General features: G+C 64.0%; 18 protein-coding genes. 9 read left to right on the top strand and 9 right to left on the bottom strand.

Annotated elements, in window-relative coordinates; genetic code table 11:
- Positions 1-178 precede the first annotated feature (178 nt).
- Positions 179-2,941: an RHS repeat-associated core domain-containing protein gene (locus F6X62_RS22105; protein ID WP_153774714.1), complete on the bottom strand. Its 2,763-nt coding sequence runs from the start codon at positions 2,939-2,941 to the stop codon at positions 179-181.
- A gap of 206 nt (positions 2,942-3,147) precedes the next feature.
- On the opposite strand from F6X62_RS22105, the gene F6X62_RS22110 reads away from it, so the two are divergent.
- From F6X62_RS22110 to F6X62_RS22120, 3 genes are all read left to right on the top strand, one after another.
- Entirely contained in the window at positions 3,148-3,372 is a 225-nt protein-coding gene (locus F6X62_RS22110; protein ID WP_153774715.1) for a hypothetical protein, read from the top strand.
- A 204-nt stretch (positions 3,373-3,576) separates the two neighbouring features.
- Complete coding sequence (locus F6X62_RS22115) at positions 3,577-4,908, top strand: OprD family porin (protein WP_063546109.1); 1,332 nt, start codon at positions 3,577-3,579, stop codon at positions 4,906-4,908.
- Positions 4,909-5,122: 214 nt separating this feature from the next.
- Positions 5,123-6,628: a diguanylate cyclase gene (locus tag F6X62_RS22120; protein ID WP_153774746.1), complete on the top strand. Its 1,506-nt coding sequence runs from the start codon at positions 5,123-5,125 to the stop codon at positions 6,626-6,628.
- Here the strand turns inward: F6X62_RS22120 and F6X62_RS22125 are convergent.
- Positions 6,625-7,101 carry a PA2169 family four-helix-bundle protein gene (locus F6X62_RS22125; RefSeq protein WP_153774716.1) on the bottom strand — a complete coding sequence of 159 codons (477 nt, stop codon included), beginning with the start codon at positions 7,099-7,101 and terminating at the stop codon, positions 6,625-6,627. The two genes, F6X62_RS22120 and F6X62_RS22125, sit on opposite strands and share 4 nt — an antisense overlap.
- A gap of 224 nt (positions 7,102-7,325) precedes the next feature.
- Here F6X62_RS22125 and F6X62_RS22130 point away from each other — a divergent pair, with 224 nt between their 5' ends.
- Complete coding sequence (locus tag F6X62_RS22130) at positions 7,326-7,541, top strand: DUF3820 family protein (protein WP_054892498.1); 216 nt, start codon at positions 7,326-7,328, stop codon at positions 7,539-7,541.
- A gap of 61 nt (positions 7,542-7,602) precedes the next feature.
- Here F6X62_RS22130 and F6X62_RS22135 read toward each other — a convergent pair whose 3' ends face one another.
- The 3 genes from F6X62_RS22135 to ptsP are packed head-to-tail and all read right to left on the bottom strand — an operon-like array spanning position 7,603 to position 13,131.
- Entirely contained in the window at positions 7,603-9,330 is a 1,728-nt protein-coding gene (locus tag F6X62_RS22135; RefSeq protein ID WP_153774717.1) for a PTS fructose transporter subunit EIIBC, read from the bottom strand.
- Positions 9,327-10,277, bottom strand: coding sequence for a 1-phosphofructokinase (gene pfkB, locus F6X62_RS22140; RefSeq protein ID WP_153774718.1), 951 nt, complete (start codon positions 10,275-10,277; stop codon positions 9,327-9,329). Before pfkB ends, F6X62_RS22135 begins: the two co-directional genes overlap by 4 nt.
- Position 10,278: 1 nt before the next feature.
- Positions 10,279-13,131 (bottom strand): phosphoenolpyruvate--protein phosphotransferase, encoded by a 2,853-nt coding sequence (ptsP, locus tag F6X62_RS22145; protein ID WP_153774719.1) that lies wholly within the window; start codon positions 13,129-13,131, stop codon positions 10,279-10,281.
- A gap of 279 nt (positions 13,132-13,410) precedes the next feature.
- Between ptsP and cra the strand changes: the two genes are divergently transcribed.
- Both cra and F6X62_RS22155 read left to right on the top strand, forming a co-directional pair.
- Positions 13,411-14,403 (top strand): catabolite repressor/activator, encoded by a 993-nt coding sequence (cra, locus tag F6X62_RS22150; protein ID WP_153774720.1) that lies wholly within the window; start codon positions 13,411-13,413, stop codon positions 14,401-14,403.
- A 2-nt stretch (positions 14,404-14,405) separates the two neighbouring features.
- Entirely contained in the window at positions 14,406-15,182 is a 777-nt protein-coding gene (locus tag F6X62_RS22155; RefSeq protein WP_153774721.1) for a TatD family hydrolase, read from the top strand.
- Between the two features lie 12 nt (positions 15,183-15,194).
- Here F6X62_RS22155 and rimI read toward each other — a convergent pair whose 3' ends face one another.
- Positions 15,195-15,650 (bottom strand): ribosomal protein S18-alanine N-acetyltransferase, encoded by a 456-nt coding sequence (rimI, locus tag F6X62_RS22160; protein WP_153774722.1) that lies wholly within the window; start codon positions 15,648-15,650, stop codon positions 15,195-15,197.
- Positions 15,647-16,441 carry an energy transducer TonB gene (locus tag F6X62_RS22165; RefSeq protein ID WP_153774723.1) on the bottom strand — a complete coding sequence of 265 codons (795 nt, stop codon included), beginning with the start codon at positions 16,439-16,441 and terminating at the stop codon, positions 15,647-15,649. The genes rimI and F6X62_RS22165 overlap by 4 nt, the downstream gene beginning before the upstream one ends.
- 267 nt (positions 16,442-16,708) lie before the next feature.
- Here F6X62_RS22165 and mksB point away from each other — a divergent pair, with 267 nt between their 5' ends.
- Genes mksB through mksF form a run of 3 tightly spaced genes read left to right on the top strand, consistent with a single transcriptional unit; the run spans position 16,709 to position 21,520 of the window.
- Positions 16,709-17,995 (top strand): Mks condensin complex protein MksB, encoded by a 1,287-nt coding sequence (gene mksB / locus F6X62_RS22170; protein ID WP_153774724.1) that lies wholly within the window; start codon positions 16,709-16,711, stop codon positions 17,993-17,995.
- Positions 17,985-18,692, top strand: coding sequence for an Mks condensin complex protein MksE (mksE, locus tag F6X62_RS22175; protein ID WP_054892489.1), 708 nt, complete (start codon positions 17,985-17,987; stop codon positions 18,690-18,692). Before mksB ends, mksE begins: the two co-directional genes overlap by 11 nt.
- Positions 18,689-21,520 carry an Mks condensin complex protein MksF gene (mksF, locus tag F6X62_RS22180; RefSeq protein WP_112899166.1) on the top strand — a complete coding sequence of 944 codons (2,832 nt, stop codon included), beginning with the start codon at positions 18,689-18,691 and terminating at the stop codon, positions 21,518-21,520. Before mksE ends, mksF begins: the two co-directional genes overlap by 4 nt.
- 144 nt (positions 21,521-21,664) lie before the next feature.
- Here mksF and F6X62_RS22185 read toward each other — a convergent pair whose 3' ends face one another.
- Together F6X62_RS22185 and proB are read right to left on the bottom strand one after the other, a co-directional pair.
- On the bottom strand, positions 21,665-22,120 hold the full coding sequence (locus F6X62_RS22185) for a CreA family protein (RefSeq protein ID WP_063546118.1): 456 nt from the start codon (positions 22,118-22,120) through the stop codon (positions 21,665-21,667).
- Positions 22,121-22,131: 11 nt separating this feature from the next.
- Positions 22,132-23,250, bottom strand: coding sequence for a glutamate 5-kinase (gene proB / locus F6X62_RS22190; protein ID WP_054892485.1), 1,119 nt, complete (start codon positions 23,248-23,250; stop codon positions 22,132-22,134).
- Positions 23,251-23,321 lie beyond the last annotated feature (71 nt).

Here is a 23,321-nt window from a genome sequence, read left to right on the forward strand (position 1 = left end):
CGCTCGACTTTACGGGTTGTAAATGAGCATTCCGACCGGGCTGGCGCACCAGGCTGTTTTCAACGCAGCATCACCGAGTATCAAGGCTTTTCGTACAGAGCCTAGGATGGATATTGCCAGCGTCTTCGTCCTGTCATCCCTGTTGTTGTCGCCTCCTGACCATGGCTGAGGAATCAGTTCACACCCTTGAACGCTGGCTGGTTGAACGGAGCAACCTGTTCAATGAGTGCCCCAGCATGTGCATCCGCCTTGAAACCCCCTCCCGACGCCCTAATTTTACTTCTCTTTCCACCTCATTGCTGACAGAGCCTTTGCCGTCCAGGGCTAATATTCGAGCCCCTTCAGGCATTAAACTTTTAGGTAGCGTATGAATAGCGATTGCCGTCACATCCCCAGCCCCCCCTTCCACGAATGATTGTTTATGTACCTCTACCCGCGTGGCAACCATCTGCAAATCTTTCAATATGTATCGTGTGTGACTTCCATTTCCAATACTCGCAAGAAAGCGCTCCCGCAGCAGTATATCGCGCGCGTCTTGAGAGAAATGACGCTCGGACTTTCTTGGTTCAACGGCTGCCAGTGCGTGACGATTCGTAACATCCCAGCGCCAGATCGTGCGAGGAAGCTGATAAGCATTTTTTTCAGCAACTAATTTATATTGTTCGATAACGACACTCGAAGGGTGAATACGCTCGTCCTCACTTTTGTAGTTTGACTCCATCACCCAAGCAGCGGGAAAGAAGCTATTCTTGAAAGCATACGGTCCTATCTCCCGCTTGTAGGTAGATATGACCCTGTAGCCATTCTCATCGACATAATGTGCTATTCCCGCGCTAACCGCAGCATCCGTCTTTTCCATCAGCTGATTAACCGTCTCGGGATAACTGTATCCCTCTCCTTGTCTATCAACCAGCTCGGCTATTTCTTTGGGGGCTTGTCCATCCAGATCAACGAGAGTGACTGGCGAACTCCTGTTCATCCGGAACAGATTCGTACCGTCGATCAAACCGCCAGGATCTGCACTCAACCAACGCCCCACTTGTGGCTGGTAGTAGCGCCAACCGTAGTAATACAGCCCCGTCGCATCCAGCTCTTTGCCAGCATGGCGCAAGGTCCGTTGCGTCATAGTGTCGGTTTCAGTCGCAGGCTCATCACTGCCAACGGTACCGCCGTAAGGTGCGTACTCCTCACGGACGATGACCTTGCCAGCGGCATCCGTCTCCCCTTCCGAACTGTTCAGGTGATCGCTGAAGCCAAAGCGCAATTGCGTTTCGCCATTGAGTTCGTTCCTCACCAAACGCGCAGCCCCTACGTTGGTGATCAAGACATGGTGCAGAGGAGTGGCTACACCCGCCACAACATGCTGGCGCACCTCAAAGGCGTGGGTATACGTGGCCAACCGGGTCTGCGTGCCCCCTCCGATGGTCACCGTGTGGACTTTACGCGTCCGGCTACCACCCGTAGAGTAGTGGTAACACTCACTGTCATCCGCGGCATGTTTGCGACTCAGCAGCGTGACAGCTTTCAGCTGATTATCTGCGTGCCAGCGCAAGACTCTGCCGTCGGCCAGTTGTTTCTGCAGGCCACCGACCATAAACCCAGCCTCAGGCCCCACACCAGCGCCCTTGATCATCGCCCGGTTGCTGCCCAAGGCCACATCAAGCTCTCGCGTGCGTTGGCCTGCTCCACCGTCATGCCGAATCAACCAGAGATTGTTCCCGTCATCATAGGAATACGCTTCGCTGTAGGGTATCCAGACGCGGCCAGCGCTCGGATCTACATGGATACCCGACAACGGATGATGACGGGCCGCCGCTACCCGCTCACGCCCCGTGGCCGATACCAGCCGGTTCAACGTGTCGTAGACATAGTGCCGAAGCCCCGTGGCCTGCTGATTGTTGTGCCACTCAGGGTCCGCGCCTCGATCGTCGATACTGAGGATATTGCCGCCTGGATCGTAGTGATAACGCAGGTCGCTGATCACCAGGCTGCCCAGAGGATGGCCAGACGGGCGGGCGGTCAGGTGTCGCCTGAGACGTAGGGTACGAGGATCGTATTCGTAACGTTCCACGACGCCGTTACCGGCGGTTTGCTCAAGCAATCTGGAATCGGCGGCGTAGCGTACGTTGCGCAAGGTGACCACTTCCTCATCACTGCCGCCCTTCAGGTATCTGACCCGAGTCTGTTCCCGCGCACCGCTGACACCGTAAACCTGGATGACAGTGACATCGGCAGCATGAGCGGTGCCCAGCAGGGCGCCGGAGGCATCGAACTGGTTCAGGACCGCCAGGGGCTCCTCGACGTCCTCTTCTACAGCGAAAGACCAATCGGGTTGTTCTATCTCGACCTTTAACAGGCATTGCTCGGTAACCAAAGGATGGCCGGTCAACGAGAGACGCAGTGACCGGTCGATGCCTGCGTTATGGCGGGTTTCCAACAAATGCCCGCAAAGATTGCGAGCCTTCCACTGCGCGACCTGTGCAGGTGCATAGCTGTAGCGTTCACGCACGCGACCGACCTGAATGCCGGCCGCCATTTCCATCAACGCCAGTGGCCGCCCACCGAGAACCCCGGCTTCGTAGATCGTCGCAGTCGTTGTCTTCTGCGAATTGAGTGACCAGAGCGCGCGTCCGGCACTGTCCAGCAAAGTCAGAGAGGCATCTCCGTCTGCGGTATGAAGCAGCAACGGTTGATCAGTCAGCGTCGAAACCGTAATTGCATCGGCGTTACCAGTGGCGTCGTGGACAAGTGGGCGCGCGCCGAACAAGCGCGTGGTCCGACAAAGCCGATCATCGACTCGACGCTGCGCCAGCGCACGCGGTGGTGCATCCGCTGTGGCCGGGCTCCGCAGCAACGTCAGGGTACGGTAGGAGCCGGTGAGCGTCGGCGTGCCCGCATGCAGCGCGGCACTCTTGGTAATCCCGGCTAGGACGGGTCGCATCTTTATGCCTGCTCCAACGAAGCATCAACCGCGAGTGTCGTCGCCTCCCGAGCCCGCGTCACCTGGCAGAAATGCTAGGCCGTCTATCGGAATAGTTACCTTTTATGCAAGAGTAATTTTCGTTCCTGCCGCTGTTTCAAATGCCTGTTCAGGACTAACTTAGCCCTGTCTTCACTCACACTTGCCACGCAAGAAGGTTGTTTCAAATGTCCAACAGTATGGGTATTGCCAGCGTCTTCGTCCTGTCGTCCCTGTTGTTGTCGCCCCTGGCCATGGCTGAGGAATCGCCGGCCTTCGTCGCCCGTAACGCAGAGATCGCCGCCACCCTGCAACAGTCGCAGGACGCCTATGCCGCGCAGCATCAAGGTGCGGTAAAAGACGCGCAACAGACAGCTTCCAAAGTCACGAACGATGACAGTGCCGACAGCTGATCGGCAGCCGGAACACGCCCTGTTTTCCCCCGGCTACGCCATGGGCAGTGCCTGTGTCGATATGTTAGCCTTTTAAAGCCGCTGCGCATCAGCGGCTTTTTTTATGCGCTTTAATTATCAGCCGGTTTGTAACGTCCCTCATAAGAAACTGCAATTCCGACAATTAGAAACTGCCTCACTGTTAGACCAAAGGAGCATTTACTCGTGTCCCTCGCTTTCCGTTTCACGCCTCTGTTCGTTGCATTGGCCGCAACGATTCCCCATGCCGCCCAGGCGGACGACGAAAAAGCTGATGGTTTCATCGAGGGTTCGTCGCTGAACCTGCACTTTCGCAACGCCTACTTCAACCGCAACCAGCTCAACCAGGGTGTGCGCGACAATCGCGAGTGGGGCCAGGGCGCCGTCGCCCGCTTCGAGTCGGGCTATACGCCCGGTGTGATCGGTTTCGGTGTCGATGCCCACGCCATGCTGGGCCTGAAGCTCGATGGCGGTGGCGGCCACGCGGGCACCAGCATCCTGCCGACCCACCAGAAGAACGAAGACGAACTGGGCGCCGCGCCGCATTCGTTCTCCACCGCAGGCGCCGCGGTCAAGCTCAAGGGCTTCGACACTGAACTGAAAGCCGGTGACCTGTTCCTCACCAACCCAGTGATCGCCGGTGGCGAGACGCGCATGCTGCCGCAGACCTTCCGTGGTGTGGCACTGACCAACACCAGCGTCGAAGGGTTGCTGCTCGAAGGCGGCCAGGTGAGCTTCACCAAGCCCTACAACCAGAGCGGCCACCGCCGCATCGACACCTACTACAGCCAGCAGACCGACGACCAGCGCAGCAAGCACCTGTCGTGGGCTGGCGCCGCGTGGAACGGCACCGAGAACATCACCGCCAACCTCTATGCCGCCGAACTGAAAGACATCTGGAACCAGTATTACGCCGACTTCGACTACACCTACGCGGTCAATGATCTGGTCAGCCTCAACCCGGGCGTGCACTTCTATCACACCCAGGACACTGGCCAGTCGAAACTGGGCAAGATCGACAACAACACCTACAGCCTGCACTTCACCGTGGCGGCCGGTCATCACAGCGTCACTGCCGCCTACCAGCGGGTCAACGGCAATACGCCATTCGACTACATCAACCTGGGCGACAGCATCTACCTCGACAACTCGCGCATGTACTCGGACTTCAACGGCCCTAACGAGCGCTCCTGGAAGCTGCAGTACGACTATGACTTCGCCGGGCTCGGCATCCCGGGGCTGACCTCGTCGCTGTCGTATTCGCGCGGCAAGCTGGACCTCACCAAGGCCGATCCGAACAGCGTCGGCTATGGCCACTGGTACAGCGAGGACGGCAAGGATGCGCGCCACTGGGAACGCGACCTGGACGTGAAGTACGTGTTCCAGGAAGGCCAGTTCAAGGACCTGTCGGTGCTGCTGCGCTATGCCAGCCATCGTGGCAGCCAGGGGTACTCGGCTGTGGATAACGACAACGACGAGTTGCGTGTGATCGTCGACTATCCGCTGAACGTGTTCTAATCGGCCCTCTCTCAGCGGATGGCACCGGCGTTGCCGGTGATCGCGGGACGAGCCCGCTCCTACAGTCCTGTAGGGGCGGGCTCGTCCCGCGAACCCCTGATGCATTTCCGACGGACTAATCTTGTCCGACAATTGCCACTTCCCTAGAATATCGCCGCCGCTTTATAGCCCTACCCTCACGGAAAGAGGGGCCTATGCAGTAGCGAGCCCGATGTTGCACACCCGATCCCCGCGCCCCATCCTCCCCAGGCCTCACCCCGAGCTGATCCTCAACCTGGGCAGTTGCCTCGCCGTGCTCGCGATTGTAGGCATCGTCAGCTATCTGCTCGGCCGCGAACGGGACAGTGTCGAACAGTCCTCCATCCGCGCCTCAAGCAACATCGTCCAGCTCATCGAAAGTGACATCCTGCGCAACGCCGAACTCTATGACCAGTCGCTCAAGGGACTGATCTGGGCGGTCGGGCGCAGCGAGCTGCCGAAGGTGCCTGGCCCGTTGCGCCAACGCCTGCTGTTCAACCAGGCCTTCGTCGACCGCAGCCGCGGCGATGTGCTGTGGCTCGACGCCCAAGGCGATGTGGTGGGCGACTCCACCAGCATCATTCCACGCCAGGCGAACTTTGCCGGCACGGGGGTGTTCAAGGCCCACCAGGCCAACGCCAACCTCGGTCTGCTGGTCGGCCCACCGTTCAAGGCGCGGCTTGGCGATCTGGACTGGTGCATCAGTTTCAGCCGGCGCATCCCCGGCCCCAACGGTGAGTTCGCAGGCCTGGCCACCGGCGCCCTGCGCCTGTCATATTTCAACGAACTGTTCCAGCGCCTGGACATCGGCGAGCACAGCAGCATCAACCTGCTCAACACCAGCGGCCAGTTGCTCGCTCGCGAGCCGACCCGGCCACAAGACCCAGCGATCGGCAGCGACTTCAGCCAGCAACCCAATTTCCGGCGCATTCTCCAGGAGCACAGTGGCAGCTTCAGCGCGCACTCGAACCTGTTCGACGAGCGGCGCATGTATACGTTTGCGCGCGTGGGCGAACTGCCGCTGATCGTGCTGGTGGCGCACTCTTCTTCCGAAGTCTTCCAGGCCTGGCGGCGCACGGCGCTGATCGTCGGCCTGGCCACGGGGGTGCTGTGCCTGGGCATACTCTGGCTGACCGTGCTGCTGGGGCGCGAACTGCGTCGGCGCCACGATGCCGAGCAAGGCCTGGCCACGCTGGCAGCCACCGACAGCCTTACGGGCCTGGCAAACCGACGTCGCCTTGATCAGGTCCTGCGCCAGGAATGGGCACGCGCGCAACGCAACCGCTCGGCGCTTGCGGTCCTGATGGTGGATGTGGATCACTTCAAGGCGTTCAACCAGCGCCACGGTCATGCCGGCGGTGATCATGCCCTGCGTGAAGTGGCGCGCACCATCAATCGCTGCATTCGCAGGCCGGCCGACCTGGCAGCGCGTTATGGTGGCGAGGAGTTTCAGGTGGTGCTGCCGGAAACCGAGCTGGCCGGCGCGTTGCTGCTGGCCGAACGCATTCGCCTGAGTGTCGAGGCGATGCCGCGATTCGGGTCCGATGAGCGACCGATCACGGTCAGCATTGGCATCGGCCTTTACCAACCCGGCACCCAGCACGACCTGACAGCAGTGCTGGGTGCCGCGGATGAAGCCCTTTACCGGGCCAAGGCGGGGGGCCGTAACCGGGTAGAAGGGCCTGTCACGCCTGTTACTTAGGAGCGGGCGCGGGCAGCGTCACGCAGTGCTTTCACCTGGTCGTGATTGCGCTGTACGCCTTGCAGTTGGCGATCGACCAGGGTCAGCGCGTTCTGCGCGTTGGGGTTATTGAGCTTGACGAGCTTTTCTCGGGCTTCCTTGTAGGCCTTCAGGGCATGGTCTTCGCCCCGCTCCACTTCGTTGAGCACCGCTTCTTCATCCTTGCCGGTCACCATCGACTTGAGGTTGACCCAGCCCCGGTGAATATCACCGCTCAAGCTGGTCGAGGTCTCGGGATCGCCACCAAGATGACGTACTTCGGCCTGAAGTTCGGCAGCGGCCTGGTTACACGCCGTCGCTCGCTGGACGAAGAATGTCTTCAGCTCAGGATTCTTGACGTCATCGGCCGACTCCTTGAAACCCTTCTCGCCATCCTTGCTGTACTCGATCAGGTTGTTCAGCACGTCGATCACGTCTTTGTTGGGATTGCTCATGGGGTAACTCCTTGGCAGGTGATAGTCCCTATGACAGGAGCAGTCTTCATGCCAAGCCTGGAAAATATGAAAAATCCATAAAAATCATATAGTTATTTTTTAAGCGCAACGGCAGGGAAGCGGTGTTCTGCATGATCGCCGCTTGCGCGCTCGTGCAGATTGCAGGGTGGATGCGCGCAGCGATTGCTGTATGGTCGGCGTTTTCAGCGCACCAGGTTCACCGAATGAAACCCGAATCCCTGCAACTGCTGGTCACACGGACCATGCCCTTCGGCAAATACCAAGGCCGGATCATCGCCGATCTGCCGGGCGACTACCTGGCCTGGTTCGCGCGCAAGGGCTTTCCGCCCGGAGAGCTGGGCGGGTTGCTGGCATTGATGCATGAGATCGATCACAACGGTCTGGGGGAGTTGCTGGTGCCCTTGCGGCACAAACGTTGAGATCGTTGATGGAGGCCTCGCGGGCACGCCTGCGAAGCCTCCACCATTGCCCCCAGGGCGATCACTTGGCCGGGGCCACCACCATCTCCACTCGCTCAGCCTTCTTGATCAGCGCGTACACCACCGCCGTCACCAGGCTTCCGGCCAGGATCGCCAGCAGGTACAGCAGCGCATGGTTGATCGCGTTGGGGATCAGCAGCACGAACAGGCCACCGTGCGGCGCCATCAGCTTGCAGCCGAAATACATCGACAGCGCCCCGGTCAGCGCACCGCCGGCGATGCTCGCCGGAATCACCCGCAACGGGTCCTTCGCAGCAAAGGGAATCGCGCCTTCGGAGATGAAGCAAAGCCCCAGTACCAATGCCGCCTTGCCTGCCTCGCGCTCGCTCTGGGCGAACTTGCGCCGGACCAGGAAGGTTGCGATTCCCAGGCCGATTGGCGGCACCATGCCAGCGGCCATGGTCGCCGCCATCGGCGCGTAGCTCGACGAGGCCAGCAAGCCCACCGAGAAGGCATAGGCCGCCTTGTTGATCGGCCCGCCGAGATCGATGCACATCATCCCACCCAACAGCAATCCGAGCAGGATCGCGTTGGTGGTACCCATGCTGTCGAGAAAGCGCGTAAGCCCCTCGAGCATGGCCGCCACCGGATGACCGACCACGTAGATCATCACCAGCCCGGTGAACAGGCTGGCCAGCAGCGGAATGATCAGGATCGGCTTGAGCGCTTCGAGGCTGGCGGGCAGACGCGCCCAGCGGCTGATGGCCTTGGCGCTGTAGCCGGCAAGAAAGCCCGCGACGATACCGCCAATGAACCCCGCACCCAGGGTGCTGGCCAGCAGACCACCGATCATGCCTGGGGCAAGGCCCGGGCGGTCGGCGATGGACCAGGCGATATACCCCGCCAGCATCGGCACCATCAGTTTGAATGCCGCCTCGCCACCGATCTGCATCAAGGCCGCAGGCAAGGTGCCCGGCTCCTTGAACGCCTCGATGCCGAAGACGAACGACAGAGCGATCAGCAGCCCGCCCGCCACCACCATCGGCAGCATGAACGACACACCGGTCAACAGGTGCTTGTAGACCCCGGCCTTTTCACTTTTCGCGGGCGTATCGGCCGTGCCTCCGGCGCTTTCCTGCTTGCCGTCGGCCAGCGCTTTTTCGAGGGTCGCCCGCGCCTGCTTGAGGGCGATGCCGGTGCCGCATCGATAGATGCGCTTGCCCGCAAAGCGTGCCGTCGGCACCTCGATGTCGGCAGCCAGCAGCACCACGTCCGCCTGGGCAATGGCATCGGCCGACAATGGGTTGCGGGCGCCCACCGAGCCCTGGGTTTCGACATTGAAACCGTAGCCCAGCTCCCGGGCGGCCTGCTGCAGGGCTTCGGCCGCCATGAAGGTATGGGCCACACCGGTCGGGCAGGCGGTGACCGCCACGATACGCGGCGTAGCGCTGCGACCGGGCACCTCGGCGACGCTCGCCTCGAGCACCTTGGCGTTGGCCGCGGCTTCATCGAGGAAACCTTCGCGATCAGCCAGCGCCTGGGCGGGGGTGCTTTGGTACACAGGCTTGCCGACGAAACGGCTCAGGTCCACCGAACCGGTACTGACCACCAGCACCCAGTCGGCCTCGGCGATCTGTGCAGGGCTCAGGCGCCGCTCGGGGTGCTCGGCATCCCACACCTCGACACTGGTACTCCAGCCCCGACGTTGGGCCGCGGCGGCCAGCAAGCGTGCACTCAATACACTCGACACCTGGCCATTCGGGCAGGCGGTGACGATCGCAATGTTCATCGGCGAGCCTCTTGTTGTTGTTCTGTCAGTTGCACGGCAGCTTCAAGGCGCGACAGCTGTTCGCGGTCGTCGATGCCGAAGCCCACCTGAGTCACCGCCTGGGCGGCGATGGCAGTGGCGCGGCGCAAGGTCTGCCCGGCACTCTCGGCTTGCAGCAAGCCATGAACCATGCCCGCCACCAGCGAGTCGCCCGCGCCCACGGTACTGGCGATGCTCACCTTGGGCGGCTGGGCATGCAGGGCCAGGTCAGCGGTGAACCAGTTGACCCCGTGCTCGCCCTGGGACACCACCACGTGGGTGACGCCGCCGTCGAGCAGGCGCTGGGCGGCATCACGCTGCTCGGCAAAAGCCTGCACGGTGATGCCGAACAGCTCGCCGAGCTCATCGGTATTGGGCTTGACCAACCAGGGCGTACTTCGCAGACCGGCGCGCAAGGCCTCGCCGCTGGTGTCCAACGCCACCTTCAGGCCCTGGGTGACCAACTGGCCCAGCAACTGGCAGAACCACTGCGCGCTGACGCCACGTGGCAAGCTGCCCGCCACCACCACCACGTCATGCCCAGCCGCCCGTTGCGCCAGGTACTCGAGCAACTCGGCCTGGGCCGCGTCGTCTACCTGAGGGCCCAGGCCATTGACATCGGTGACCCGGCCATCGGCCTCGACCAGCTTGATGTTGGTGCGGGTTTCGCCTGGCACGCGAACGAACCCGTCGTCGAAGCCGCGACGGGCAATCAGCGCTTCGAAAGGCTGCAGGTTATCGCGCCCCAGAAAACCGCTGACCGTCACCTGATGCCCAAGGTCAGCCAGCACCTGGGCAACGTTCAGGCCCTTGCCGGCGGCGTGGCTGCACTGTTCATGAGTGCGATTGACCTCGCCTGCGCGCAGCTGCTCGAGGGTGACCGTGAGGTCGATCGCAGGGTTGAGGGTCAGGGTGAGAATCTTGGCCATTTCAGTCACGCTCCACCAGCGCCCGTACCGCCTCGGCGCTGTCCTGTTGCAGGGCCTCGCGCGCCAGGGCGCGGGCCGTCGAGTAATCGGCCTGGCGCACCAGGGCCTTGACTTCGGCGACACTGCGCGCCGCGACGCTCAGTTCGTCCACCGCCAGCCCCAGCAGCACTGGCACAGCGTGCGGATCGGCCGCCAGCTCACCGCACACGCCCACCCACTTGCCTTCGGCATGGGCGGCGCGCACGGTCATGTCGATCAGTTGCAGCACCGCCGGGTGCAGGCCATCGGCCTGGGCCGACAGGCTCGGATGGCCACGGTCGATGGCCAGGGCGTACTGGGTCAGGTCGTTGGTACCGATGCTGAAGAAGTCCACCTCCCGGGCCAGTTGCGGGGCCAGCAGCGCAGCCGACGGCACCTCGACCATGATCCCCACCTGCAGGTCATTGACCGGGATCTCCTCACGCAACCGCTCGACCATGGCCTTGGCCGCGCGCCACTCGTGCATCTGGCCGACCATCGGGAACATGATCCGCAGTGGCCGGTCGTCGGCCGCCCGCAGCAAGGCGCGCAACTGCTCCTCCATGACCTGCGGACGCTGCAGAGTCAGGCGCACGCCACGTACGCCGAGGAAAGGGTTGTCTTCGTCGGCGATCGGCCAGTAGGGCAAGGGTTTGTCACCGCCCACATCGAGGGTGCGCACCACCAGCGGGCGCCCCTGCAGGCCATCGAGCACGCGGCGATACTCCGCTTCCTGTGTGGCGACATCCGGCAGTTGCGGATGGGCCATGAAGATCAGTTCGGTGCGCAACAGGCCGACACCTTCGGCGCCAAGCTCCACCACCTTGTCGATGCCACTGCTGTCACCGATGTTGGCGAAGACTTCGACGGCATGGCCATCGCGGGTCACGGCCGGCTCGTGGCGATTCGCCCAGGCGACCTGCAAACGCTGCTCACGCTGATCGCGTTCGGCCAACGCACGCTGCAGCTCATCGGCAGCTGGCGCAACGCTGACCTTGCCGCGCTGGCCGTCGAGCAACAGCGGCGTGCCCGCCTCCACCAGCAGGATCGCCGCCCCGGCACCGACGACCGCCGGAATGCCCAGGGCGCGGGCGACGATGGCACTGTGTGCGGTGGCCCCTCCTTGCGCGGTCACGATGCCAGCAACCCGCGCCGGGTCGAGACGCGCCACATCGGACGGCCCGACTTCAGCCATCACCAGCACATAGGGCTGTTGCGGCTCGGCCTGCTCGGCGACGCCACACAGCTGCGCCAGCACCCTTCGGCCAATGTCGCGCAGGTCGGCGGCACGTTCGGCGAGCAACGCATCGCGCAGCGCCTCCTGCTGGCTGGCGGCCGCCTCGATCACCGCCATCCACGCCGCTGCGGCACTTTCGCCCTGGGCCAGGCGCAGATCCACCTCATCGCCCAGTGCCGGGTCGGCGAGCATCTCCTGGTGTGTGATGAAGATCTCACCGATGGCCTTGTCGCTGCGCTGCACCAGTGTCTGCAGCTCGGCGTCGACCGCCGCCAGGGCAGCACGCAGCCTGGCACGCTCTTGGGCGCAGGATTCGCCGCGCAGCGGATAATCGAACTGGCGCTCAATCCTTACATGGGCCGGCCCGCTGGCGATGCCTGGCGCTGCACCGACGCCCTGGACCTGGCTACCGGGCAGCGGCGCTTGCAAGGTTTCGCGCACCACCTCGGCGACCGGCAGGGCAAGCGCCGGCAACGGTTCGACGTCCTCGCCCAGGCCCTGTTCGATGGCTTCCAGCAACACCGGCAGGGCATCACTGGCGATGGCCGGCTCGGCGATCAGCTCCAGCTCCTGCCCACGCCGGGCCCCTAGTGAGAGCAGGCGACTCAGGCTTTTCACCGACACGCCGGGATGGCCGCTGTCGGTCAGGCGGATGCGGATTTCACCCTCGAAGCCCTTGGCCAGTTGCGCCAGCACCTTCGCCGGGCGGGCATGCAGGCCATGGGGGTTGGCCAGTATCACGCGCACGCTGGGCCAGTCGGGCGGCGCCTCGCCGCCCAGCACCTGCAACACATCGCGGCTGCTGGTGGCCTGGTAGAGGGTCTGCCCGCGCCCTTCGATCAGCACCTGACAGAGGCGCTCGAGCAACGCCTGGTGCGCAGCGCCAAGACTGGCCAGGCAGAACAGACCGTTCAAGGGCTGATCGCGATGCCGCAGGGGCTGCTGCGGGGTCACGAACGCCAGGCCCGGCTGCAGCACCTCGCGCTCGCTGTGCAACCACCACAGCCCCTCTCCCAGCGGAAGTGGCTCGGCCTGCTGCAACAGCGCTGCGAAACCACTGTCCACACAGCCGCCACGCTGCAGCAGGCGCGCACCGCGCCAGGCCAGTTCAGCGAAGTCTTCGGCGGGCAGGTTCAGACCGATCAGTTGTGCATCCAGCGCCAGTTCGCGCGGCGCCCCCTGCAACAGCTTGAGCAGTGCGTCGGCAGAGCTGGCGCGGCGCAGCGCCTCGGCCAGGTCGGTTTCACCAAGGGCGCGCGTCAACAGTTGCAACAGGCGCAGGTGTTCGTCAGAGCGCGCGGCGATGCCAATCGCCAGGTAGACGATATGCCCATCGCCCCAGTCCACCCCTTCGGGAAACTGCAACAGGCGAACACCGGTGGCAAATACCAGGTCGCGGGTCTGCGGGGTACCGTGGGGGATGGCGATGCCTTGGCCGAGAAAAGTCGAGCCCTGCGCCTCGCGCGCCTCAAGGCCCTGTAGGTAACCCTCGGCGACCAGACCGTCGCTGACCAGCCGATCGGCCAGCAAGCGCAATGCCGCCGCTTTATCGCTGGCGACCTGGCCCATGGCTATCTGCTCTCTCGCGAGCTCGAGCATGACCTTCTCCTTTTGCAGTACCCGTCGCTCGGGACTGAGGTTATTGTTGTGGGATTCAACGCGTTTTTTCACCCGCGGGCTCAGGGGCAGTTCCCGTTCAATCGGATGCTGAAACGTTTAATCTGACCAGGCGGCCACGTTACTCGATAATCTGCGTAGGAAAAAGCCCCAGTTTGTCGGAACAATTGCGACAATGGTCGCCTGCACTTGGACACAATTCTGAGTAAGACTACCCGATCAGGCGCCCCTGGCCGCCCCGGTAATAACAAGGAAAATGCGGTGAAACTCAGCGATATCGCACGTCTGGCCGGTGTTTCCGTGACCACTGCCAGCTACGTCATCAATGGCAAGGCCGAACAGCAGCGCATCAGCAACGCCACCGTCGAGCGAGTGCGCGCGGTGGTCGAGGCCCACGACTTCACGCCCAACCCCCAGGCGGCGGGCCTGCGCAGCCGGCACACACGCACCCTCGGCTTCATCCTCCCGGACCTGGAAAACCCCAGCTACGCACGCATCGCCAAGCAGCTCGAACAAGGCGCGCGAGCCCGTGGCTACCAGTTGCTGATCGCCAGCAGCGATGACCAGCCTGAAAGCGAACGCCAGTTGCAGCAGTTGTTCCGCGCTCGCCGCTGCGATGCGTTGTTCGTCGCCAGTTGCCTGCCGCCGGAAGATGACAGCTATCGCGAAATGCAGAGCAAGGGCCTGCCAGTGATTGCCATTGACCGTCGCCTCGACCCCGCGCACTTCTGCTCGGTGATCAGCGACGATCGCGAGGCCAGCCGCCAACTCACCGAAAGCCTGCTGGGCAGCAAGCCTCGCAGCATCGCCCTGATCGGTGCGCGTCCGGAGCTGTCGGTCAGCCAGGCCCGCGCCGGAGGATTCGACGAGGCCCTGCAGCGTTTTGATGGCGAAGTTCGCCGTTACGAAGGCGACGCCTTCAGCCGCGCCTGTGGCCAGCGCCTGATGGAAACGCTGATCGATGAGCTCGGCGACCTGCCCGACGCCCTGGTGACGACCTCCTATGTGTTGCTGCAAGGCGTCTTCGATGCCCTGCAAGCCCGTGCCAGCGAGCCACGTGAGCTGCAACTGGGCACCTTCGGCGACAATCAGTTGCTCGACTTCCTGCCGCTGCCGGTCAACGCCATGGCCCAGCAGCACGGCCAGATCGCCGCCACCGCACTGGAGCTGGCCCTGGCCGCCATCGAGCAGAAGACCTACGCCCCCGGCGTACATGCCGTGGCGCGAACCTTCAAGCAGCGCATCTCGGCCTGAACATGCGCCTGATCGACACCCACACCCACCTGGACTTCCCCGACTTCGACGCCGACCGCGAGCGCCTCCTGGCCAACGCCACGGCGCTGGGGGTCGAGCGCATGGTGGTACTGGGGGTGGATCAGGGCAACTGGCAGCGAGTCTGGGACCTGGCCTGCAGCGACACACGCCTGCCGGCCGCCCTCGGCCTGCACCCGGTGTACCTCGAGCAGCATCAGCCCGAACACCTGGCGCAACTGCGCGGGTGGCTCGAACGCCTGCGGGGCGACCCGCGCCTGTGCGCGGTCGGCGAGTTCGGCCTGGACTATTACCTGCCCGAGCTCGACAAGACACGCCAGCAGGCCTTGTTCGAAGCGCAATTGCAGATGGCCTGCGACTTCGACTTGCCTGCGCTGCTGCACGTACGCCGCAGCCATGCCCAGGTGATCGCCACGCTCAAGCGCTACAAGCCCGTACGCGCAGGCATCATCCACGCCTTCGCCGGCAGCTACGAAGAAGCACGCGAATACATCAAGCTCGGATTCAAACTGGGCCTGGGAGGCGCCGCCACCTGGCCGCAAGCCTTGCGCTTGCGCAAGACCTTGCCCCGCTTGCCATTGGAGAGCGTGGTACTGGAAACCGACGCGCCAGACATGCCGCCGGTGATGCACCCCAATGCGCGCAACAGCCCCGAACATCTGCCCGATATCGCCCGAGCGCTGGCCGAGGTCATGGGCGTGGAGTACACCGCGCTGGCCGCAGCCAGTACGCGCAACGCTTGTGAGCTGTTCGGCTGGTAGCCGTGCAGGCGGTCACTCTTCGAACAGGGTGCAGGCCATCACCAAGGCGTCTTCACGTCCGCCAGCGGCCGGGTAGTAATCCCGACGCCGACCGATTTCGTTGAATCCGTAGCGTTCGTACAAACGATAGGCCGACTGGTTGCTGGCACGTACTTCCAGGAAACACTCGCGCCCATTGAGCTGCCAGGCCCGCGCCATCAGGTGGTCGAGCAGCCGCAAACCCAGGCCGCGCCCCTGGTTTTCTGGCTTGACCGTGATGTTGAGCAGGTGCGCTTCGTCGATGATCACGTTGATCACGCCATGCCCGACCTGTTGCTGGCCGTCGAACATCAGCCACACTTCGTAGGACTTGAGCGCATCCTGGAAGATCCCGCGGGTCCAGGGGTGGCTGAAGGCGGCATATTCGATCTTCAGCACGCTATCCAGATCCGCCTCGGTCATCGGGCGGAAACTGATCGAGTCACTCATTCAACGCTCTTCCAGCGCGCCATCAGCTGGCGCATCGCTTTCCAGACGTCCGCCTTGCGTTGCGGCTCGTCCATCAACAGTTCAAGACCCGGCAACACCCAGACATCGCCCAGGCCATCGATCTTCAGTGCTTGGTAGTAGGCCTGGGCATCGGCGTCGCCGGCAAAACGCACCGCTGGCAGGCCGATCAGCCACAGGCAGGTGCAGGGGGCCTCTTCGAGGCGGGCCTGGATGAAACCCTGGACGAAATCACGCGCTGCCTCCGGCCCCTGCTCCATGTTGCCGCGCACGAACAGCGGCCAGCGCACCGGCTCGCCGATGATCTGCGGCGCGTCCGGCAGGCCGGCGGCGCGCAGCATGTCCTTGAGCAACAGGTAAGAAGGGTCGCGGCTCTGGAACGGCTGGCCGGTGGCGAGTTCCACCAGCAACAGGCACGTGCCGGCACGCAGCAGCTGCAGGGCGAAACGCGGCGGCGGCACCGGGGCTGGGCGTGCGGCCTTGGGGGCTTCCTCTTCGCGCTCGACCGGCTTGGCAACGGGCTTGGGTGTGCTGCCGGGGCGTGGGATCTCGATTTTCGGGCGTTCGCCGGAGCGGGCATGGGTCGGCGCCGCTTCGCCCTGCGCAGGCGCCTGGCGCACAGGCTGCGCCTCGACATCCAGATCCTCGACCGGCGCCACCGGCAACAGCAGCTCGGGGCGCGAAGGTGCGGCGAACGGCAGTTCGGCACGCGGCAGCCAGTGCACCACTTGCATGGCGGAAAGGTAGGCGCGGCGGCGGGGTTCGGTCAGCAAGGCTCGGGTATCCGGGGGTTTGGTTCAGTCGGGCATTCTAACGCTGTTGGCGGCGTCGTGCCGCAACAGGCTGGCGGAAATTTATTGCCTCTGTCGGCCTCTTCGCGGGCAAGCCCGCTCCCACGGGGCAGGCGCTGTATCTGTAGGAGCGGGCTTGCCCGCGAAGAGGCTGGCACAGATCAACGCAAATCCCGGACCAAGGGGTGAAATCCTCCCCCCCGTATGCAGTACAATCGCCCCTTTTATTTGGCAAGAGTCGACCCGCCAATGATCGAACCCAAGCGCGTCCTGCGCGCCCTAGCCGAACACTGGGCCCTGATCGAGCCGCTGTGCGAGCGCTTCGACCAGGGCACCCTGAGCCTGGTCGAGCTGCGTCAGCAACTGGCCCGCCAGCAGGTGGAGAGCACGCCGCAGGACATCACCCAGCTGCTCGACGTGTGGATTCGCCTGGATATCCTGGTCCCGGTGGCCAAGAGCCCGAACCGCTTCGAGCTCAACGCGCAGATCCACGACTTCCTCGCCTACCTGCGTCGCGAGCACCGCCTGGGCCTGTGCCTGGAGATCGAAGCCTATCTGCGCCACCTCGAGCGCCTCGCCGGGCACATCCAGGACGCCTTCGACAACCGCGACAGCGACGACCTGGCGCGCCAGCTGCGCCTGCTCGACATGCGCGTGCGCGATGTGCTGAAGAAGCTCGACAACGACGAACAGGCGCTGGTCGCGGTGGCCGAACGGGCCAAGACCAGCAACCGCCAGATCCCGCTGCGCCAGCGCTACGCCGAAGTGCTGGCGACCTGGGACGAATACGTCGAGCCGATGATCCAGCTGGTCAACGCCGACGGTGCCTTCGAGCAGGGCGTACGCAAGGTCGAGACCGTGCTGCTGCGCCTGTTGGGCGAGCAGGCGCGCCTCGGCCACTTGGTCGATGACGACATGCTGCTGCGCACCCACGCGCGCATCCTCGAGATGCAGACCAGCGCCCAGCTCACCCTGCGCCACGCCCGCGAGCTGCTGCTGCCGCTGCGCGAGGAAGCGCGCCGGCACAACGCCGTCACCCGCGGCGCGGCACTGGCGCTGTCGGTGATCCGCAAGAAAGGCATCGATGCCGTACCGCAAGCGGCCATGCCGATGTTCACCCGTCCGCACAGCACCTTCCTCGGCAGCGCCAGCCAGGTCGAGGCCTATGTCTATGCCCTGGCCCGCTTCGAGCCCAAGCCTGCGCGCTTCCCCAAGGCGCACAAGACCCACAAGGGCCCGCTGCCACGCGCGCCGCGTACGGTCAAGGAAATGCTCGAACGCTGCGAAGACGCCCTGCCGCTGCCGGACCTGATGGTCTGGCTGCTGGAGCAGGAACCCGAAGGCGCCACCGATGAGTTGCTGTACTGGTTCTCGCGCCTCTCGCGCGAGAAGCGCTTCAGCCGCGAGCGCCTGCAGCGCCAGGACTACACCACCCGCGAACACCTGGTCAGCCTGCGTTCCTTCGCCCTGACATCCAGCCGCGAACAACAACCGGCAGCCACCGAATCCACCGCGAGCCCAGCCAATGCATCTTGATCTTTCCGAACTGTCCCAGCTCGCGCCGATCTTCCGCGAGCTGTTCAAGGGCTTCCACGTCAGCCGCCGCGACCCGGAACTGTACGCCCAACTGTCGAACTTCCAGGACCAGTACCGCACCCTGTTCAAGGCGCTCGGTTTCGAGCTGGTCTGCGACACCCGTGGCTTCTACTACTTCGTCCCCGAGCAGGCCGCCGCGCAGGTCAACAAGACCGCCCAGCGCCTGTCGCTGTTCACCTTCATCCTGGTCGAGCACCTGGCCGACCAGGGCCGCGACCCGATGGCCGTGCTCGACGGCGGCAGCATCGGCCGCGACGAGTTGCCCTCGCTGCTGGAGAAATACCGCGACCTGTTCCTGCAGGCCGAAGTGCAGACGGTCGAGGAGCTCGAAGAGAAGATCCTGCGCCGCATGACCCAGCTGGGCTTCGCCCATGAAGAAGGCGGCATCTACCGCTTCCTGCCGCCGATGCACCGCTTCCTCGATGTGTGCCTGTCGGTCCAGCAGGACCGCGACCTGGCCGCCACCCTGCACAGCGACCTGCCGCTGCCGGTCCCGGTGCTGGTCGAGGAAGAAACCCCGGAACAACTCAACCGCACCGACGATCCGCTCGACCTCACCCCCTTCGAGGGCGAAGAGAGCGAAGAGGACGCCCTGGCCCGGGCCATCCGCGAAGAGCAACAGGAGATTGACGCATGAGCCAGGAACGCTACGGCATTCGCCGCTTCGCACTGCTCAACACCGCCGGCTACAGCCTCGGCCTGTTCCCGCTGGAACATCCGCTGTCGGTCTATGGCGCGAACAACCTGGGTAAATCGGCATCGATCAACGCCCTGCAATTCCCGATCCTGGCGCGCATGTCGGACATGAGCTTCGGCAAGTACAGCCTGGAGCAATCGCGGCGTTTCTACTTCGCCAGCGACACCAGCTACATCCTCTGCGAACTGAACCTGCCCCACGGCCCGCACGTGATCGGCGTGGTCGGGCGCGGCCCGGGCGGCGGCTTCGGCCACCAGTTCTTCGCCTACCAGGGTGAGCTGGACCTGGCTCACTACCAGAAAGACGACACCTGCCTGCGCCAGAAGGAGCTGTTCACCAACCTCGAGCGCAACGGCCTCAAGGCCTACGAACTCAAGCCGGACGAACTGCGCCGGCTGCTGGTCGGCGGCCACACCTCGGTGCCGCTGGACCTCACCCTGATCCCGCTGCGCTCGACCAGCGAGCAGAGCCTGAAGACCTTCCGCGCGCTGTTCATCAACCTGCTGCACATGCGCGAGATCACTGCCGCCAAGCTCAAGCAGCTGTTCCTGGATGCCTTCGAGCACAGCCTGCGCTCGGGCAGCGTCGACTACATTGCGGCTTGTGAAGAAGCCTTCCGCGACGTGCGCCGCATGGAGCAGGACTACAACGCCCTGGTCGCTGCCGGTCCGCTGGTCGAAGCGCTTGCCGGCGGCGTGGCCCAGCGCGACATCCTGCGCGGCAAGCTGCACCGTCTCTCCCCCCTGCTCGACAGCCTGCTCGGCACCTGGCAGGACTACGCCGTAGCGCGCAAGGAAGAGCTGGTGATCCAGGCCGAGCACTACCGCGCCGAGCAGGATGGCTTGCAGAACGACCAGCGTGGCGGCACCCAGGAGCTGATGCGCCTGGAACGCGAGATCACCGGCATCCAGCGCTGGCTCGGCGAGCTGTCGGTGCTCAAGCACCGCTTCGCCCTGGTCGATGACGTCAAGGTCCTGGAGCAGCAACTGCTCGCCGCCAAGGACGCCCACGACGAACTGGCCGGCGCCCTGGCGCAGTCGCGCCAGTTCTCCGCCGAAGACCTCGACGAACGCGTGCGCGACCTGGAAAAACGCGTCAAGGCGGTCAAGCAGCAGCTCGAACACGCCGACAACAACAGCTACGCACGCCTGCGCGAAGAGTTCTCGCAACAGGACGTCGATCGCCTGATGCGCCTGTTCAATGGCGCGCTGTTCAGCCTGCCGCTGGGCGATCGGGGCATCGAACTGGACGACAGCGACCTGTGGGTCAAGACGCTTGAAGGCGTGCTCGACAGCTTCAAGGGCGAGCGCTTCGAAGTGCCGGGCCTGTCCATCGACCTGTCGCACATCGAGCCGCCAGCGCTGCAGGCACTGGCCGACCGTGCGGCCCTGCGCGACCAGAAAGAACGCCTGGAAAAGGAGCTCAAGCAGCTCAAGACCCAGCAGGCCGTGGCCCTGGACCGCGCCGCGAGCAAGGCCCAGACCGAGGCGCTGTACCAGCAGGTGCTGGATGCGCAGAAGGCCCTTGAGGACTTCCGCCGCACCGAGACCCTGAGCGCCGAAGAGCCAGAGAAGATGGAGCAACTAGCGCAGTTCGAAGCCGCCCAGGACGAGCTCAAGCGCTCCAGCGACGCCTTCACCGAACGCGTCCAGCAGTTGTCGGCCAAGCTGCAACTGGTCGGCCGCCAGATCGCCGACATGGAAGCCAAGCAGCGCACCCTGGACGACGCCCTGCGCCGCCGCCAGCTGTTGCCGGCCGACCTGCCGTTCGGCACGCCGTTCATGGAGCCGGTCGACGACTCGATGGACAACCTGCTGCCGCTGCTCAACGACTACCAGGACAGCTGGCAGGCGCTGCAGCGCGTCGACAACCAGATCGAGGCGCTGTACGCCCAGGTGCGCCTCAAAGGTGTGGCCAAGTTCGACAGCGAAGACGACATGGAACGTCGCCTGATGCTGCTGATCAACGCCTACTCGCACCGCACCGAGGAAGCTCTCACTCTGGCCAAGGCGCGCCGCGCGGCGGTCACCGACATCGCCCGGACCCTGCGCAACATCCGCAGCGACTACGACAGCCTCGAGCACCAGCTGGCGCTGTTCAACCGCGAGATCAACAAGCGCCAGGTGTCCAACCTGGAGAGCTTCCGCGTGGTGCTGGCGCCGAACAAGGAAGCGCTCAAGCACATCGACCAGATCATCCACAGTGCCGGCCAGTATGAGGAAGGCGAAACGCTGTCGGTGTTCGACCTCACGCAGAGCGCCGAGCAGGATCACAAGAACGAAGAGGCCAAGGAGTACCTGGCGCGGCTAGTAGCGGCCAACCACAACCAGTTGGGCCTGAAAGACCTGTTCGAGCTGGCCTTCGAGATCACCAAGATCAACAGCCAGCCGGTGATCCACGCCGACATCGACGGCGCCGCATCCAACGGCACCACCATGACCATCAAGGCGCTGACCAACATGTACCTGTTGCTGCACCTGATGGACCGCGACCTGGCCGGGCGCATCCGCCTGCCCTACTACCTCGACGAAGCGGCGGACATCGACGAACGCAACCAGGCGGCGCTGCTGGAGACCAGCCAGCAACTGGGCTTCGTGCCGATTCTGGCGAGCGTGAAGCCGCAGGTGTCGGCGCGCGTGGCGATCGACCTGGAAGGCGGCAGCGGGCCGAACGGGATCTACATCGACGAGGCGGACTGGAAGTACATCAGCCGCCGGGATGAAGTGAAGGCGATCGTGCGTGAGGATCAGGCCGAGGAATTGGCCTGAGGCAACAAGGGGCCGCTCTGCGGCCCAATCGCGGGCAAGCCCGCTCCCACAGGAACCGCGCCGCATTCACGGACTGCGCTGTACCTGTGGGAGCGGGCTTGCCCGCGAACGAGGGCGAAACCCTCGTAATAACCTACTGAAGTTTTAGTGAGCCCAAGGCAGGATCGGAATCGCCGTCACCGCATTCTGCGGGCTACCTTCGACTATCCGGTCGCTGTACACCAGGTACACCAGCGTGTTGCGTTTCTTGTCGAGAAAACGCACAACCTGCATGGTCTTGAACACCAGCGAGGTGCGCTCCTTGAACACCTCCTCGCCATCCTTGAGCTCACCCTTGAAGTTGATCGGCCCAACCTGACGGCAGGCGATCGATGCCTCTGCGCGGTCCTCCGCCAACCCCAACCCACCCTTCACGCCGCCGGTCTTGGCTCGCGACAGGTAGCAGGTCACACCCTCGACCTTGGGATCGTCAAACGCCTCGACCACGATGCGGTCGTTGGGCCCAAGGAACTTGAACACGGTGGACACCTGGCCGATTTCCTCGGCGCCGGCCAGCATCGGCAGCATCAGCGCTGCCACGGCAAACATCCTTTTCAGCATGGGCGTCTCCTTCAGACCAGGACCAGGTTGTCGCGGTGCACCAGCTCGGGCTCGGCGCTGTAGCCCAGCAGGCTTTCGATGGCATCCGACGGCTGACCGATGATCTTCTGCGCCTCCAGGGCGCTGTAGTTGGCCAGGCCACGGGCCACTTCCAGGCCATCGGGTCCGACGCAGACCACCATCTCGCCACGGCGGAAGCTGCCCTGCACAGTCTTCACGCCGACCGGCAACAGGCTCTTGTTCGATTCGCGCAGGGCCTTCACAGCGCCAGCATCGAGCACCAGGGTGCCGCGGGTCTGCAGGTGGCCAGCCAGCCACTGCTTGCGCGCAGCGAGCATGCCGCGCTCAGGCGACAGCAAGGTGCCCAGGCGCTCACCGGCCTTCAGGCGGTCGAGCACACGCTCGATACGGCCACCGATGATGATGGTGTGGGCACCGGAGCGCGCAGCCAGGCGTGCGGCACGCAGCTTGGTCTGCATGCCACCGCGCCCCAGGGCGCCACCGGTACCGCCCGCTACGGCGTCGAGCGACGGATCGTCGGCGCGGGCTTCGTAGATCAGTTGGGCTTCAGGGTTGTTGCGCGGGTCGGCGTCGAACATGCCGTCGCGGTCGGTGAGGATCACCAGCAGGTCGGCCTCGACCAGGTTGGCCACCAGCGCGGCCAGGGTGTCGTTGTCGCCGAAACGGATCTCATCGGTGACCACGGTGTCGTTCTCGTTGATCACCGGCACCACGCCCAGGTCGACCAGGGTGCGCAGGGTGCTGCGGGCATTGAGGTAGCGCTTGCGGTCGGAGAGGTCGTCGTGGGTCAGGAGGATCTGCGCGGTGTGCTTGCCGTGCTCGCCGAAGCTCGACTCCCAGGCCTGCACCAGGCGCATCTGGCCGAGCGAGGCGGCCGCCTGCAGCTCGTTCATCGCACTCGGTCGCGTGGTCCAGCCCAGCTGGCTCATGCCTGCGGCCACGGCCCCGGAGGAGACCAATACCAGTTCCACGCCCGCTTCACGCAGTGCGACCATCTGCTCGACCCAGACCGCCATCGCACCACGGTCGAGGCCCTTGCCATCGGCGGTCAGCAGCGCACTGCCGATCTTCACGACCCAGCGCTTGGCGCCCGTCACCTTGCTTCGCATCTTCTCTTCCAACCTATGTCGAATCTGTAGATACCAAAACGCCGCTCATTTGAGCGGCGTACCGTGAGAGG

The organism is Pseudomonas sp. MNR3A (assembly GCF_009650575.1).
In the GTDB taxonomy this organism is placed as follows: Bacteria; Pseudomonadota; Gammaproteobacteria; order Pseudomonadales; family Pseudomonadaceae; genus Aquipseudomonas; species Aquipseudomonas machongensis.